The organism is uncultured Dokdonia sp. (assembly GCF_947492815.1).
In the GTDB taxonomy this organism is placed as follows: domain Bacteria; phylum Bacteroidota; class Bacteroidia; order Flavobacteriales; family Flavobacteriaceae; genus Dokdonia.
In genome coordinates this window covers 56732-72374 of sequence record NZ_CANLOB010000020.1, presented here as the reverse complement: position 1 = coordinate 72374, position 15643 = coordinate 56732, and the positions used below count along the sequence as shown (strand labels likewise).

General features: G+C 36.3%; 13 protein-coding genes and 1 pseudogene. 12 read left to right on the top strand and 2 right to left on the bottom strand.

Annotated features, from left to right (window positions below; genetic code table 11):
* Nucleotides 1-189: 189 nt before the first annotated feature.
* Both Q1A01_RS16610 and Q1A01_RS16605 read left to right on the top strand, forming a co-directional pair.
* The gene (locus tag Q1A01_RS16610; protein WP_299683238.1) at nucleotides 190-1383 is read left to right on the top strand and encodes a HAMP domain-containing sensor histidine kinase; all 1194 of its coding nucleotides are present in this window, start codon (nucleotides 190-192) and stop codon (nucleotides 1381-1383) included.
* Nucleotides 1376-1957, top strand: a complete 582-nt coding sequence (locus Q1A01_RS16605; protein WP_299683236.1) for an NUDIX domain-containing protein — start codon at nucleotides 1376-1378, stop codon at nucleotides 1955-1957. Before Q1A01_RS16610 ends, Q1A01_RS16605 begins: the two co-directional genes overlap by 8 nt.
* On the opposite strand, the gene Q1A01_RS16600 is transcribed toward Q1A01_RS16605, so the two are convergent.
* Nucleotides 1949-2341, bottom strand: coding sequence for an HIT family protein (locus Q1A01_RS16600; protein WP_299683234.1), 393 nt, complete (start codon nucleotides 2339-2341; stop codon nucleotides 1949-1951). The genes Q1A01_RS16605 and Q1A01_RS16600 overlap by 9 nt on opposite strands.
* Before the next feature lies 1 nt (nucleotide 2342).
* Entirely contained in the window at nucleotides 2343-2819 is a 477-nt protein-coding gene (gene greA / locus Q1A01_RS16595; protein ID WP_299683232.1) for a transcription elongation factor GreA, read from the bottom strand.
* A 219-nt stretch (nucleotides 2820-3038) separates the two neighbouring features.
* Between greA and Q1A01_RS16590 the strand changes: the two genes are divergently transcribed.
* From Q1A01_RS16590 to Q1A01_RS16545, 10 genes and pseudogenes are all read left to right on the top strand, one after another.
* On the top strand, nucleotides 3039-3461 hold the full coding sequence (locus Q1A01_RS16590) for a hypothetical protein (protein WP_299683230.1): 423 nt from the start codon (nucleotides 3039-3041) through the stop codon (nucleotides 3459-3461).
* A 563-nt stretch (nucleotides 3462-4024) separates the two neighbouring features.
* Nucleotides 4025-4411, top strand: a pseudogene (locus Q1A01_RS16585) (sigma-70 family RNA polymerase sigma factor); the annotation flags it as partial.
* Nucleotides 4412-4961: 550 nt separating this feature from the next.
* Nucleotides 4962-7301 (top strand): PSD1 and planctomycete cytochrome C domain-containing protein, encoded by a 2340-nt coding sequence (locus Q1A01_RS16580; RefSeq protein WP_299683228.1) that lies wholly within the window; start codon nucleotides 4962-4964, stop codon nucleotides 7299-7301.
* Nucleotides 7302-7305: 4 nt separating this feature from the next.
* Nucleotides 7306-8763: a DUF1501 domain-containing protein gene (locus tag Q1A01_RS16575; protein ID WP_299683226.1), complete on the top strand. Its 1458-nt coding sequence runs from the start codon at nucleotides 7306-7308 to the stop codon at nucleotides 8761-8763.
* 6 nt (nucleotides 8764-8769) lie between these two features.
* Nucleotides 8770-9858 (top strand): 6-bladed beta-propeller, encoded by a 1089-nt coding sequence (locus Q1A01_RS16570; protein WP_299683224.1) that lies wholly within the window; start codon nucleotides 8770-8772, stop codon nucleotides 9856-9858.
* The gene (locus Q1A01_RS16565) at nucleotides 9855-10652 is read left to right on the top strand and encodes a chitobiase/beta-hexosaminidase C-terminal domain-containing protein (RefSeq protein ID WP_299683222.1); all 798 of its coding nucleotides are present in this window, start codon (nucleotides 9855-9857) and stop codon (nucleotides 10650-10652) included. The genes Q1A01_RS16570 and Q1A01_RS16565 overlap by 4 nt, the downstream gene beginning before the upstream one ends.
* The gene (locus tag Q1A01_RS16560) at nucleotides 10649-12778 is read left to right on the top strand and encodes an FN3 associated domain-containing protein (protein WP_299683220.1); all 2130 of its coding nucleotides are present in this window, start codon (nucleotides 10649-10651) and stop codon (nucleotides 12776-12778) included. Before Q1A01_RS16565 ends, Q1A01_RS16560 begins: the two co-directional genes overlap by 4 nt.
* A 318-nt stretch (nucleotides 12779-13096) precedes the next feature.
* Nucleotides 13097-13519, top strand: coding sequence for an ABA4-like family protein (locus tag Q1A01_RS16555; RefSeq protein WP_299683218.1), 423 nt, complete (start codon nucleotides 13097-13099; stop codon nucleotides 13517-13519).
* A complete protein-coding gene (locus tag Q1A01_RS16550; RefSeq protein ID WP_299683216.1) occupies nucleotides 13516-14319 on the top strand; it encodes a hypothetical protein in 804 nt (267 codons plus the stop codon). Before Q1A01_RS16555 ends, Q1A01_RS16550 begins: the two co-directional genes overlap by 4 nt.
* 254 nt (nucleotides 14320-14573) lie before the next feature.
* Entirely contained in the window at nucleotides 14574-15641 is a 1068-nt protein-coding gene (locus tag Q1A01_RS16545; RefSeq protein WP_299683214.1) for a histidine kinase, read from the top strand.
* The last annotated feature ends 2 nt before the right edge of the window (nucleotides 15642-15643 follow it).

Here is a 15643-nt window from a genome sequence, read left to right as displayed (position 1 = left end):
GGTAGGAAAAGAGAAAATGTCAAAAGAAAACTTTAATCATTTATATTTTGTTTTCTAAAGCATCAGTCTTTATTATACTATCGATCAAATTCTTTCGTTTGTAGTTTATTTACTATTAGAAGCAAAGTTTTCCTTTTTCAAGGTGTATTTTTAAGACTTTAATTCTATATTTATTGAAAGTGTTCTTCTATGAATTTTAGTCCCAAGCCTCAATATGCGAGGTGGTTTATGATCATATCTTCTTTGGTAATTACCACACTCATCTTGTGGAATGTATTGCTATTTTTTGAACAACTTAAAGAATCTGAACGCAGTAAAATGGAAATATTTGCTGCAGCTCAAAAAGCATTAGCGGAAACAGGGGATATTTTACCTAAAGGAAAAGATGCAAGACAATTGGATGCATCATTAAGTAATTTATATCTATTAATAGTTTCTAGGAATAATACGATTCCAACACTTGATTATGATATTGAAGACGAGGTGTATATGCCTCTTAATATCCCTAATGGAGATGTATTGTCTCAAGAAGAATTAGCACAACTTGCTCAGGAGTATTCTCTAGCTAATGAGCCAATAGATATTGTCTGGGATGGAGTAAAATCTAATACTATTTATTATGGAAACTCTTCTATTATAGATCAGCTTAAATACTTTCCTATTGCACTTCTTCTTATTGTTGTTTTATTTATTGCGATCATTTATTTTTATTATTTAACCTCAAAATCATCTGCACAAAATTTATTGTGGGCAGGGATGGCTAAAGAAACAGCCCACCAAATAGGAACACCGCTTTCATCCCTAGTTGGATGGACAGAAATCCTGAAAACTGAAGATGTGAATCCAGATTATATTAAAGAAATGGTCAAGGATATTGATCGGTTAGAAACCATTACTGATCGTTTTAGTAAAATCGGATCTATACCTGATTTAGTAGAGGTTGATATTATAGAAGAAACCAGAGTTACTTTTGACTATTTGGAAAATCGGAGTTCAAAACTTATTAAATTTTCAATAGATCTTCCTGAAGGAGAGCTTCCAGTCATGCTCAACAAACAGTTATACGGATGGACCATTGAAAATATGTTTAAGAATGCTATCGATGCCATGAAAGGAAAAGGAGATTTAACAGTGGTAATTACCCGAGATGCAAATTATGCTAAAGTATTAATATCTGATACTGGAAAAGGAATTCCTAAAAATAAATTCAATAGCATTTTTGAACCAGGTTTTACCACTAAAAAGCGTGGTTGGGGATTAGGACTGTCTTTAGCCAGAAGAATCATAGAAGAATATCATGATGGTAGAATAGGAGTACTCAAAAGTGAAATAGACAAAGGGACAACTATGCAAATCCAATTAAAACTAGTAAACGATGCCTGAGTACTTAAAGAACATTAAAAAGACATTACTCTCAGATAACTGGGCAACTTTACATAAGGTGACATTTGACTATAAAGATTCCAAAGGAAATTGGGAACCTCAAGTACGTGAAGTCTATGATCGAGGTAATGGAGCTGCTGTTATTTTGTATAACAAAGAAAAGAATACCGTCATTTTAACGGAGCAATTTCGCATGCCTACTTATTTTAATGGAAATCCCAGTGGAATGCTTATTGAAGCATGTGCAGGACTCTTAGATAATCACGATCCTGAAACTGCCATCAAAAAAGAAATAGAAGAAGAAACTGGTTACCATCTTTCTAGTGTAGAAAGTGTCATGGACTTATACATGTCTCCTGGTTCTGTCACAGAAACCGTTCATTTATTTATGGCTAGCTATACAGCAAAAGACAAAATAAGTGAAGGTGGCGGTGTTACAGAAGAACACGAAGATATTTTAGTGCATGAGTACGCTTTCGCGAAAGCGTATAACATGATCAAAACTGGTGAGATTAACGATGCTAAAACCGTGATATTACTACAGCACTTGAAGTTAGAGGGAATCTTAACTTAAGTGCCCTTTAATAGCTTGGATAAGCTGTTCAAAATCGTCTGGAGTTAATGATGCTTTATCTATAAATCGTGCATCTTCCATAGACTGTAGTGGTAGTAAATGCACATGTACATGTGGTACCTCAAGTCCAATCACACTCACACCAATACGCTTACAAGGCACTGCTTTTTCTAAAGCAATAGCTACCTTTCTAGAAAAAGCCATTAGCTTAAGATAGGCCTCTTCAGAAAGATCAAAAATACGATCTACCTCTTCTTTAGGAATACAAAGTGTATGCCCTTTTGTATTAGGATTTATGTCTAATATGGCGATATGATCATCATCTTCATGAACAATATGTCCAGGAATTTCGCGATTGATAATTTTTGTAAAGATACTTGCCATATTAATCTCTAGTGATTTCTATAATATCAAATTTCATTACTCCCTTTGGCACTTGAATTTCGGCCACATCACCTACTTGTTTCCCTAAAAGACCTTTTCCGATAGGAGAATCTACAGAAATCTTTCCTGTTTTAATATCGGCTTCATTTTGAGCAACCAGTTTATAGGTCATCTCCATCCCGTTAATCTGATTTTTAATCTTAACGGTAGAATGCACCAATACTTTACTAGTATCCAGTTGAGATTCATCTATAATACGTGCATTAGAAGCAAGCTCTTCCATTTGAGAGATGCGCATTTCTAACATTCCTTGTGCTTCTTTGGCAGCGTCATACTCTGCATTTTCACTTAAATCTCCTTTATCTCTAGCTTCTGCAATGGCTTGAGATGCTTTTGGACGTTCTACATCTCGTAATTGATTTAATTCATCTTTAAGTTTTTGTAAACCTTCGGCAGTGTAATAATTTACTTTACCCATATGCTATATTTTTAAGGCCTTTTAGATAGGCGTCATTATATTATATAAGAATTCCCGACGAGCCGGGAATAAAAAAATCCCATTTTCACGGGACATGTGTTACGAATATACGAAATATTTTACTGGATACATCGTTTTGTAGTAAATTGCAAGTTCTAAAGCAGGATTGCGACCCATAATATCGTACCTCTTAATTTTAATTATATATACAGTAGTTTAATGCGTAATATCTTCCTTTTTAGTTGTATCATTTTAATGTTAGCTGGATGTTCTTCAGATGACAATAGACGTTCTAATAATCCTTTTATTGTTGATATTGGTTTTAGTATTCAGTTAGGTAATATAGCTGCTTTAGATCTTCAAATCCCTAATAACGCGGTGTATGTACCTAACGGAGGCGTACGCGGTGTTTTTGTGATTAATACAGGTAGTGATTTACGTGCTTGGGAAGCTACAGATCCTAACCATAGTCCCAATGAGTGTTCTACAATGGTGATAAATGGTATCGAAGTAATTTGTCAATGTGATGATGCACATACGTATAATCTTTTTACAGGCCAGGCTTCAGGAGAAGTATTAGACTTTGCAATGGTACCATACAGAGTAGAGCAAAGCGGCGATGTTATTATTGTGTCTAATTAATAGGCGTTCACTTCTTACTATTTGAATATTTTTCACACTTTTACTACGTGTGCTGTTTCTTTGTACGCTTTCGCGAAAGCGAGTTTATGAGATTCGTGACCGTAGGGAGAGCGCAACGTTAAAGTGTATATTTTCAGAATATAATAGGGTTTTATATCTATTAAAGCACCTTTATAACAAATGAACCCACCTACTATTTTTCTTATCCTATAACATATCGCATACGATATGTTGTTTTTATAGCTACAATATATTGTGTTTTTTCAGAAAACCACAAACACAAAATTACACAACAATTTGATTATTAGTTATTTGTGAAATTATTTCTATTTGGCACATATTTAGGATGATAGGTCATTATAATAACGAACCTTACTTAAAAATTTGTTTTAAAATGGCTACACAATCATTAAACCCCAATATGTGGATCACCTATATGCTGACTTTTTATTTAATTATACCATTACAAGAGTGAGAGATGAAGAGACTGCTAAAGATATCATTCAGGAAACCTTTTATCTGCCTTAAAAGCAGCTCCTAAATTTAGAGGAGAAGCTACAGAGAGAACATGGTTAACAGCTATTCTCAAACGAAAAATAATAGATTATTATAGAAAAATTAATACTCCCAAACATAAGGTAATTGTTCGTTTTCAGAATATACAGAGAGATGGTTCAGATACCAATTGGTTAGAAGAGCGTTATGAAGATCGCACAAACGTATCTGGAGATATGAAAATTGAAGCTAAAGAATTTGAAATATTGGTTTTTGAACATATGGCTAAACTCCCCAAAAAGCAATGCAAAGCGCTCACCATGAAAACAATTCAAAAGATGAGTACTGAAGATATTTGTAAAGAATTAGATATTACAGTAGATAATTTTTGGGTAACCATACATAGAGCACGAAAAAGATTAATGCTGGAAATACATAAAGAATGGTATAACTAACCCTTTACATATCCTTTAACCAGTCTTCATTAATTTTTTATGTTATGCATTTACATATAGGTTTCAGTATCTTTAAAAAATACATCTGTATTCTTATCTATAAAATGACTCGTGTACAACCATTAATTTTTATTTTACTTTTATGTCTCTACTCTCTGAATACTATTGGGCAGAATGACGAGAGAAATAAAATACTTATAATCAATATTTTATATGTTTTAATGTTTTTAAATATGTAATAAAAAAACACAAAATATGGTAGGCACGCAACATATTAAGCATCAACAAAATACTAGCAACACTCATAAAAAAGATAAGAAACAATAGTACATAGAGTATCTATTATACGCTTTCGCGAAAGCGAACTCATGAAACCTGCAGGCAGGCAGGCAGGCAGGCAGGTTCACAACCAAAAGAGAGAGCACAGCGTTGAAGCATATTTAAATTAAGTATTAGATTTAGTATCTTGTTAGGCGAATTTATAATTATAAATTCCTGAGTTATCATTCTATTAATCCTACTGTAAATAGCAATAAAAACGCTCGCTACATTGAAAAACAAAAAACAGCATACACTCTTTACATGGTTATTGTATTTTATAATACCCTTTGCTCTGGTATTGGGATACAAATACATCTCCAAAAATACCGAAGAAACCTATACTCCTATAAATGCTAGTGACATTGAACTAGCAAACAAAACAAAAGAACTCCCTGAAACCATCGATTATATTTTTGATGTAAAACCTATTCTTTCAGATAGGTGTTACTTGTGTCATGGTCCTGATGATGGCACACGCGAAGCAGGTTTAAGATTAGATACTAAAGAAGGAGCGTATGCTGCCATTGGTCCAAACCAAGATAGATTTACCATTGTACCGAACGATACACTTACCAGCCAACTCGTCTCTAGAATATATGCTGTGGGAACAGAAAAGTTGATGCCACCTGAAGATTCAAACCTCAGTCTAACTGACTATGAGAAACAAGTACTGACCAAATGGATTAACCAAGGTGCTGTTTGGAAAGACCATTGGGCATTTGTAGCTCCCCAAAAAAAAGAAATCCCTCAAATCACCAATACAAGTCTTACTGCTAATGAAATTGACAACTTCATTATTAAAAAACTGGAACAACAAGGATTATCACCTTCTGAAAAAGCCAGTAAAGAAAAACTCATACGCCGTGTCTATTTTGATCTTACAGGACTCCCACCAAGCGTTTCTGAAATAGACGCCTTTGTGAATAACAGCAACCCTAACGCATACGAAAGTATTGTCGATAGTTTACTAAACTCTACGCAATATGGCGAGCATATGACCACAAGTTGGCTAGACATTGCTCGCTATTCAGACACGCACGGATATCAAGATGACTTGGAACGTGTGATGTGGCCATGGCGCGATTGGGTGATTAGTGCGTTTAATAAAAATCTCCCTTATGACGATTTTGTAACCTGGCAACTAGCTGGAGATTTGCTCCCTGATGCTAGTCTCGAACAAATTATAGCCACTGGGTTTAATAGAAACCATAAAATCACACAAGAAGGGGGTGTGATCGATGAAGAATATCGTGTAGAGTATGTACTAGATAGAACCAATACAGTTTCCAAATCTTTACTAGGACTCACCATGGAATGTGCACAATGCCATGACCATAAATACGATCCTATTTCTCAAAAAGAATACTTTAGTTTCTATAGCTTCTTTAATAAAGTGAATGAGAAAGGACGTATTGACTATGGAGAAATTCCAGAGCCTAATATCAAAATCACACAACAACAAACAGAAGAACTACTTTCTTTTATTAATATGCCAGATTCTATTCCAGAAGTACAATTGATGGTGATGAAAGATGATGCTCCTTCTCGAAAAACATACGTTTTAAAAAGAGGCGCTTATGACGCCTACGGAGATGAAGTACAAGCAGACACACCAAAAGCAGTACTTGCTTTTGATGATTTTGAAAACAATAGGTTAGGACTTACCAACTGGCTTTTTGATGAAAAGAATACCCTCACTGCACGCGTGGCTGTAAATAGATTATGGCAACAAATTTTTGGAACAGGTATCGTAGCTTCGAGTTCTGATTTTGGAAACCAAGGCGCCTTACCGTCCCACCCAGAACTTCTGGACTGGCTCGCGATCACTTTTAGAGAAGAAGGATGGGATATGAAAAAAATGATCAAACGTATGGTCTTATCTAATACCTACCAGCAAACCTCCAAAACAAGTCCCGAACTCTTGGAAGCAGACCCTTATAATAAATGGCTTGCGAGAAGCACACGTCAAAAATTAACTGCCGAGATGATTAGAGACAATGCACTTGCCGTAAGCGGATTGCTTGTCAAAAAAATAGGTGGCCCTAGTGTAAAACCCTATCAACCCAAAGGACTTTGGGCAGAAACCACTTCAGGACAAGGACTCACAGAATACATCATGGACACCGGAGAAAACGTATATAGAAGAAGTCTATACACCTTCTGGAAACGAACCGTGCCACCTCCGTCTATGATGACCTTTGATGCCGCCACACGAGATTATTGCACCGTAGAACGTCAAAAAACTAGTACCCCATTACAAGCACTCGTCATGCTTAATGACCCACAGCTTATTGAAGCAGCAGAGGTGTTGGCCACTCAAGTATTACTAGATAAAGAACTCACAGATCAAGATCGGATACATACGATCTTTAAAAAAATTACCTCCCGTGCTCCCGATGAAACAGAAATGGAAAACTTACTCGCATTTCTAAAAGAATCGGAAGCTGGTTATGACGAAACTAAAAAGGTAGTCACTACTCAAGTAGCTATTGACAAAGAAAAACTATATGCCTTTAGTGCAGTCACAAGTTTGATTTTTAATCTAGATGAAGCTATTGTAAAAGGATAATCGTATGGAAGAAATCTCAAAACATTTTCTCAATAATAACCGCAGACATTTCCTAAAGAAATTGAGTTTGGGTATTGGTGGACTTGCTGCTGCTTCGATGTTAGATCCTTTTTCGGCTATAGTAGAAGCACCAGATTCTCCATTAAAAGGCATGAATCTGCCTCACTTTGCGCCCAAAGCAAAACGCGTTATTTATTTATTCCAAAGCGGAGGTCCTTCTCAATTAGAGTTGTTTGATTACAAACCACTTCTTGATAAAATGAGAGGTCAGGATTTACCTGATTCTGTACGAAAAGGACAACGTCTTACAGGAATGACTTCTGGACAAGATAGCTTTCCGCTAGTGGGTAGTAATTTTACATTCAATCAATACGGAGAGTCCCGAGCTTGGGTAAGTGATCTCATGCCATATACCGCAAAAATTGTAGATGAGTTATGCTTTGTAAAATCCATGCATACCGAAGCCATAAATCATGACCCTGCCATTACTTTTTTCCAAACTGGATCACAACAAGCAGGAAGACCTAGTATTGGATCATGGATGAGTTATGGATTGGGAAGTTTAAATGATAACCTTCCTACATTTACGGTATTATTATCCAGAGGAACGGGAAGACCGCTTGCACAACCTTTATATTCCCGACTATGGGGGAATGGGTTTTTGAGTTCGCTACACCAAGGAGTTCAATTTAGATCAGGAAAAGATCCTGTATTATACCTAAAAGACCCTGAAGGCATGAGTAGATCTGAGCGACGCAAAATGCTCGATCATATTGCTGAGTTAAATGAAAAGCAAGAAAAAGAATTTGGTGATCCAGAAATCAATAGCCGTATTGCTCAATATGAGATGGCATACAGAATGCAAACTTCTGTTCCCGATACGATGGATATAGAAGGAGAACCCGATCATATTATTAAAATGTATGGCGCCGAAGCAACGGTACCTGGTACCTATGCAGCCAACTGTTTATTAGCAAGACGCCTAGTTGAAAAAGATGTGCGTTTTGTGCAACTCTATCATATGGGTTGGGATCAGCATGAAAACTTACCCACACAAATAAAAAAACAAGCTAAAGATATTGATCAGGCAACTGCTGCATTAATCATGGATTTAAAACAACGCGGACTCCTTGAAGATACCCTTGTGGTTTGGGGAGGTGAATTTGGACGTACCAACTACAGCCAAGGAACACTTACCGAAACTAACTATGGGAGAGATCATCACCCAAAATGCTTTACCATGTTTATGGCGGGCGGTGGTGTAAAACCAGGATTCACCTATGGAGAAACCGATGATTTTGGATACAACATTGTAAAAGACCCTGTACATGTGCATGATTTGCAAGCTACCATGATGCATTTAATGGGTGTCGACCATACCAAATTCACCTATAAGCACCAAGGAAGAAGATTCAGGCTTACGGATGTTTCTGGGCATGTAGTTCACGATCTTATTAGTTAATTCCATATGAGTCGTAGAAAATTTTTAAAACAATCTTCCTACCTCGCCATGGGGTTTCTGACGTATCCCGCTGGAGTTTATGCTGAGCGGAGTCGAAGTGCGAACCTGCCTGCCGGGAAGGCAGGAGCGTTCTCAGTATCATCCCCCAAAGATGTGATTATAGGTCATAACTCACATCAATATAAAGTAAATCTCAACTGGGGAAACCTCAACACATCCCAAACCCCTGTAAATGATTGCCACGAGATGGTACAGGACTCCAAAGGACGGATTGTATTATTAACCAATCACACTAAGAACAATGTCATTATTTATGACAAATCGGGAAAGCTAATCGAAACATGGGGAACTGAATATCCAGGAGCTCACGGACTCACCCTTGTTAAAGAAAATGGCACCGATTTTCTATTGATCACCGATTATGAGCGACATCAGATTATCAAAACTACCATCGATGGAAAAGTGGTTTTTAAAATAGATACGCCTTTAGAAACGGGAAAGTATACTAAAAAAGAAGATTTTAAACCTACCGAAACGACCGTTACCGAAAATGGAGATATCTATGTAGCTGATGGGTATGGAAAACAATATATCACGCACTATAACCATAAGGGAGAATTACTGAACATCTTTGGAGGACAAGGCACCGAAAACGGACAATTCTTGAATGCACATGGCATTTGTTATGACCATAGAGATTCCGATAATCCATCGTTATTGATTACTGCCAGAGAACTCAATCAGTTAAAACGATTTGGTTTAGACGGTACTTTTATAGAAACTATTCCCGTACCTGGCGCCTTGATTTGTCGTCCTGTAATTCATAAAAAAGATATTTATTTTGCAGTATTACGATCTAAAAATGCCGTACATGATGACTCTGGGTTTATCTTAATTATGAATGAGAAAAATGAAGTCGTTTCTTGTCCTGGTGCAACGGCGCCTTCGTATCAAAACAACGAATTAGGTGAGTTGTATCAAACTATCCGATTGTTTCAGCATCCACATGATGTGTGTATCGATGATGATGAAAATATGTATGTCGCCCAATGGAATTCTGGTCAAACCTATCCTATTAAATTAACAAGAGTATGAGGATAGCCATTCTAAGTATACTCTTGACAAGCATCCTAAGTTGTGCTGAAAAAACAACACCTGTTGATAGCGTGTTTGTACAACAACAGCAAATCAGCATCACACAACCTCGCGTAACGGCTACGAGTACGATTATAGATTCTACCGTAACAATAACCGCTGCATTAGCGCTAGAAGATGTTGCTCTCTATTATACAAATGATGGTTCAGCTCCTACTGAAAGTAGTGCAAAATACATCGCTCCTATTACGGTTGAAAAAGAAGGCATCTATTCCTTTAAAGCTTTTCATACAGATTGGAAACCAAGCGAAACTACAACCTTAAAATTATATAAAAAGGGGATCACTCCTCATAAAATTGATTGGCATACTAATGCACACACGACCTATCCTGGCGTTGGATCAATGACGGTGATAAATCAAAAGAAAGGCTCTTTAAACTTCAGAGATGAACAATGGGTGGGATATGATTCTTTAGCTTTCGCGAAAGCGTACTTTGACAAAAAACCTTTTATAAAAAGTATGACCATCGGATATCTTACCGATACAAAATCATGGATTTTTCCTCCAGAAAAAGTAGTGGTTCTTCTTAATCAAAAAGACACCCTACAGATTGATATTCCAAAAGCCACTGAAGGAGAAACACCTAGACTCAATGATGTATATATTCCTATTAATAAAGAAATAGAACATATTTCAATACGCGTATATAACACCTCAAAATTACCCGAATGGCATCCAGGAAAAGGTATGAACGCATGGTTATTTATGGATGAATGGATTTTTAACGAATGAAAGAAAGCAATCAAGCATATAAAAGTATATTTCTCATCATCCTAACGGTGTTTGGCGTGATGACGTTATATACGTTAAATACAGAAGAAGTCCCTCGATTTGTATTATTCTTTGGACGATTTCACCCATTATTGTTGCATCTCCCTATTGGTGCGTTAGTGGTTACGTTTTTTATAGATATGACCAGTCGTTTTCAAAAAAAATACCCAACAGCCATTATTAGAAATTTAATAGGCTTTACGGCTGTTTTTGCGATAATCACCTGCTTTTTTGGTTATTTCCTTTCGCTAGAAGGAGGGTATCAAGAAGAGACCTTAGATCTTCATTTTTACACAGGTATTGCAACAGCTGTATTAACGAGTGGTTTGTTCTTAATCAGTAACACTTCAAACCAAAAAACCAAAAAACTGTTCTTGCCGCTTTTTATAGCAACGCTTATCCTCATAAGTATTGCTGGACATTATGGAAGCGTTCTCACACATGGAGATAATTTCCTAACAGAATATGCACGTGTTCCTGAAAAAGAAAAAACGATAGAAGTAGTAGATAGTTTGAGAATATATGATGATGTTATCGCAAAGATTTTAGATGATAAATGTATGCAATGTCATAATGCAAGTAAACAAAAAGGAGAGCTATCATTGCTTACAAAAGAGACGATTCTAAGAGGAGGTGTGAGCGGTGTCAATGTCATTGAGGGAAATGCTGCTCAAAGTTTATTATATACACGCTTATTACTTCCTATTTCTGATGAAGAGCACATGCCCCCTGAAGGCAAAGCGCAATTAACAAAAGATGAGATTTGGTTATTAAAACATTGGATTGACCAAGGACTGGATTTTGAAAATTATGCGACGCATACTATGGAGAATGATACGCTACGTAAAAAGCTCAAAAAATACCTTGTTTTTAATGAAGTGATCATTCCGAAAGCTCCTACAGATGCTATCGAAGAAGTGAAAGCAGCCGGTTTTAGAGTATTGGAATTAGTACCAGGCAAAGGGGCCCTAACCGTAAAACTATTAAGATCCAATCCTACCAAAGAACATATAGAAACCCTTTCTGAATTGGAAGACCAAATCGTAGAATTAGATGTCAACACTTCTGAAATCACAGACGAAATGACTACGGTTTTTAAAGATTTCAAAAACTTAAAATCACTGCGTTTAGACAACACAAAAATTACAGATGCTTCTATCAAAAACATCAAAAAATTAGAACATCTTGAAGTATTAAATATGTACAACACCGCTATTTCTAATGAGGGTCTTTCAGAATTAGTACAAACGATACAGCCTAAACAAATCTATGCGTGGCAAACACAAGTAGATCAAGAGACAGCCACCAAATTGGCTAAGCAATACAACATCAATATTCAAAGTAATAGTACCGAAGGTTTTGTGGAAAGTAGTCAGCTAGAGCCTCCATTAATAACACCCACTAAAACATTATTTAAAGACACTATTCATATCACTCTTGACAGTCGTTTAAAAAATGTTGACGTACGGTATACTCTGAATGGAGAAACACCTGATACAACCTCAACGATCTATACAGATAAAATTATTCTAGATCAATCCAAAACCCTTAAAGTAGCTGCTTTCAAAAAAGGATGGGAACCTAGTGAGGTGACTGTACGTGAATATGCCAATATTCAACAGGAGATCACCAATTTCACCATCCAAACAAAACCTGATAAGAGCTATCCTGATGCCAATAAACTTTTTGATTTAAGAGAAGGCAGTCTTGACTTTAAGGATGGGAATTGGACAGGATATTTTGGTACAGATCTTAATACGACTATAGATCTTGGTGCTATAAAGCCTATACAGCACGTTTCTTTTAGTACTATGGAAAGTGTAGGTAGTTGGATTTTATATCCTACCGATTTTACTGTGTATACGTCTACTACTAAAAAAGGGCCTTTTAAGAAAGCAGCAGCTATGAAAGTCTCCAGAGAAGGGGAAGGAGGCGACACGGAAACAAAAAAAGTAACCCTTGAACTTTCAACTACAGAAGCTCGCTACGTAAAAGTCGTGATCAAAAATCATGATAAATTACCTGAATGGCATCCTGCAGCTGGGAATCCTGCATGGCTTTTTGTGGACGAGATTTATTTTTGGTAGGCAATAAACAAGAACATTCATTTTGTCTGTTCGAGCGCAGTCGAGAACTATCATCAGCTATTCATTTATTGTAGTTTTCAACTGCGCTCGAACGGATATCATTTGCGTCTCTAGTCTTTATTTCTATTATACATTTGTACGCTTTCGCGAAATCGAGCCTGCGAGACCTGCCTGCCGGCAGGTTCACGACCAAAGGAAGAGCAAAGTGTTAAAGCGTACATTACAATTCAAAAGTCATTAACGACAATTGAGCAAAATCACTTTTCTATTTCTGTATAAGAATCACATCTTTGACCTATCAATTTAAAACGAACAACCATGACACCCACAGAAGTTTTTTCGATAGCAGGAATGATCACCATGCCCATGTGGATATTAATGATCGTACTACCCAAATGGAAAGTCACCCGATTCTTAATTGATTTTAAAGTGATTCCTCTAGCCTTATCAGCTATATATGCTATATATATTTTTAAAGCAATGCAAATAGGTGGCGCACCAGATTTTGGAAGTCTCCAATCGGTCATGGCCTTATTTACAGAAGAACATGCTGTACTCGCAGGTTGGGTACACTATCTCGCTTTTGATCTTGTGGTAGGTATGTGGATGTTAGATCAAAACAAAAAAATACAAATTCATCAACTACTCATGGCTCCGTGTCTTTTCGGGACATTTATGCTAGGTCCTATAGGGTTCCTTGCCTTTATGATACTAAGAGCTATAAAACGTAAGAAATCATGAAAAGCATCAAAAACATCATTGGCATTGTAAAAAAATCAAGCCCTATTCTATACGGAATTGTCATACTACATCTGCTCATGGCAATAGGGTGTATCATTGGTCTCCTAGTAGATGACAGAACATTAATGGGAATTAATGTTTGGATCAAACCTTTAAAGTTTACCATTTCTGGAGCGATTTATATTTTCACATTTGGATATCTCATTACCTTATATCCTTTTTCTACAAGGAAAAAGAACATCATTAATAATATCACTTCATGGACCTTACTATTAGAAATTGGCATTATTATATATCAAGCAGCACGTGGTGTACAGTCTCACTATAACATGTCTTCTGCTTTTGACGGAATGCTCTTTGCAGCTATGGGAATCTTAATAGGAATCAATGTTTTGATTATGGTATTCTTTATTATTGAGACTTTAAGACTGCGATTAAAAACATCAAGACCTGTACAATGGGCTATCCTCATGGGGTGGATCATTATCGTAGTAGGAAGCTGGATAGGTGGTCAAATGATCAGTCAAGTAGCACATACTGTAGGTGTAGCTGATGGTGGGGCAGGATTACCTATCTTAAACTGGAGTACGGTTGCAGGAGACTTAAGAGTTGCACATTTTTTTGGATTGCATAGCATACAAATAATACCGTTATTCGCAGTATGGCTCTCCAAAAAATGGAATACAACCTCTCGAAACCAAGTGATTGGGGTCGTTGTTTTCGGACTCTTATTTGCTGGGTGGATTGGATTTACATTCTATCAAGCCAAACAAGGAATGCCATTTATAAAATTGTCATAATAACGAGTTGTGCATTTAGAAAAAATAGAGTGGATTTAGATGCTATATTCTCATTCTTTAGTGTAGGGGAACAAGTAGTAGAAATAGAATCAAATGCACAATGGGTTCATAATAGTATTAATAAATATAATGCTGGTTGTATACGCTTTCGCGAAAGCGAGCTCGTGAGACCTGTCTGCCGGCAGGCAGGTTCACGACCGTAGGGAGAGCATAGCGTTAAAGCGAATATTAGAAGAATAGAATTTAAAAACGATATGAAGTTATTTAACAAAGAAAAACGTATTAAATATTTAGGGTTTAATGACTTCTGGTTTGCGGTAATTTCTATTCTAGTTTTAAGTATTGTCACCAATTATCTTTTTAGTAATTACTCTGAGGGCACTCCTTTTTTTGAAATCGTTATTAATTGGGTTATATCGCTCTTCTTTACATTATGTAATTGGTTTTTTATGCGTAATGTGATCATCTACTTACGTAAAAAATATACGTCCTTCCAGGATACACTGAAACGTATTATGATTGTTTTCTTTTTTATTATCATATCCGTTCCTCTCATTGATTATATAGGAAGTATGATCATTGGTTCGTTTTTTAACGATTTCCATTATTATATCACAGAGCGATTTAAAGTGCTCTTGCCTATCGTTATTATAAGTGTGATGATTCATGCCATTTATGAAGCAATTTATTATCATACAATGCTTAAAAAAATAATTAGAGAAGAAGAGCAGACAAAACAAGTAATGGTGCAAGCACAATTAGATGCTTTACGTAATCAAGCGCAACCTCATTTTTTCTTCAACACGCTCAACACCCTACGTGATATTATAGATCAAAACTCAAAAGATGAAGCCAAAGAATTTGTAGATAAGCTATCTGGTGTATACCGCTTTATACTAGAGTCTGGAAACGTGAATTTAATCTCACTTAGAGATGAATTAAAGTTTTCACAAGCATACATTCATATCCAATCAGAACGTTTTGGAGATAACCTGCAAGTACAATGGAACATTCCAGAAGCCATCCTTAATAAAATGATGGTGCCTATGAGTATGCAACTGTTGCTAGAAAACGCGATCAAACATAATGTGGTTTCTAGATCTAAACCACTCACTGTTGAAGTATTTATTAAGGAAGATCATGTATGTGTAACCAATAAAATGCAAGCAAAATCTACAAAGCTACCTTCGACCAAGTTAGGGTTGAAAAATATTGAAAAACGCTATGCACTCATATCCAACCAACCTATCAAAATAAAAAATGACGGAGAGTTTTTTACCGTACGTCTCCCGCTATTAAACATGTCTGATCAAAAACAATAATT

Excerpts from the sequence above, each read along its gene's own strand:
- Q1A01_RS16610 (WP_299683238.1), top strand. The coding sequence starts at position 190 with ATGAATTTTAGTCCCAAGCCTCAATATGCGAGGTGGTTTATGATCATA.
- Q1A01_RS16600 (WP_299683234.1), bottom strand. The coding sequence starts at position 2,341 with ATGGCAAGTATCTTTACAAAAATTATCAATCGCGAAATTCCTGGACAT.
- Q1A01_RS16575 (WP_299683226.1), top strand. The coding sequence starts at position 7,306 with ATGGAAGAAATCTCAAAACATTTTCTCAATAATAACCGCAGACATTTC.
- Q1A01_RS16550 (WP_299683216.1), top strand. The coding sequence starts at position 13,516 with ATGAAAAGCATCAAAAACATCATTGGCATTGTAAAAAAATCAAGCCCT.
- Q1A01_RS16555 (WP_299683218.1), top strand. The coding sequence starts at position 13,097 with ATGACACCCACAGAAGTTTTTTCGATAGCAGGAATGATCACCATGCCC.
- greA (WP_299683232.1), bottom strand. The coding sequence starts at position 2,819 with ATGGGTAAAGTAAATTATTACACTGCCGAAGGTTTACAAAAACTTAAA.
- Q1A01_RS16545 (WP_299683214.1), top strand. The coding sequence starts at position 14,574 with ATGAAGTTATTTAACAAAGAAAAACGTATTAAATATTTAGGGTTTAAT.
- Q1A01_RS16565 (WP_299683222.1), top strand. The coding sequence starts at position 9,855 with ATGAGGATAGCCATTCTAAGTATACTCTTGACAAGCATCCTAAGTTGT.
- Q1A01_RS16570 (WP_299683224.1), top strand. The coding sequence starts at position 8,770 with ATGAGTCGTAGAAAATTTTTAAAACAATCTTCCTACCTCGCCATGGGG.
- Q1A01_RS16590 (WP_299683230.1), top strand. The coding sequence starts at position 3,039 with ATGCGTAATATCTTCCTTTTTAGTTGTATCATTTTAATGTTAGCTGGA.
- Q1A01_RS16605 (WP_299683236.1), top strand. The coding sequence starts at position 1,376 with ATGCCTGAGTACTTAAAGAACATTAAAAAGACATTACTCTCAGATAAC.
- Q1A01_RS16560 (WP_299683220.1), top strand. The coding sequence starts at position 10,649 with ATGAAAGAAAGCAATCAAGCATATAAAAGTATATTTCTCATCATCCTA.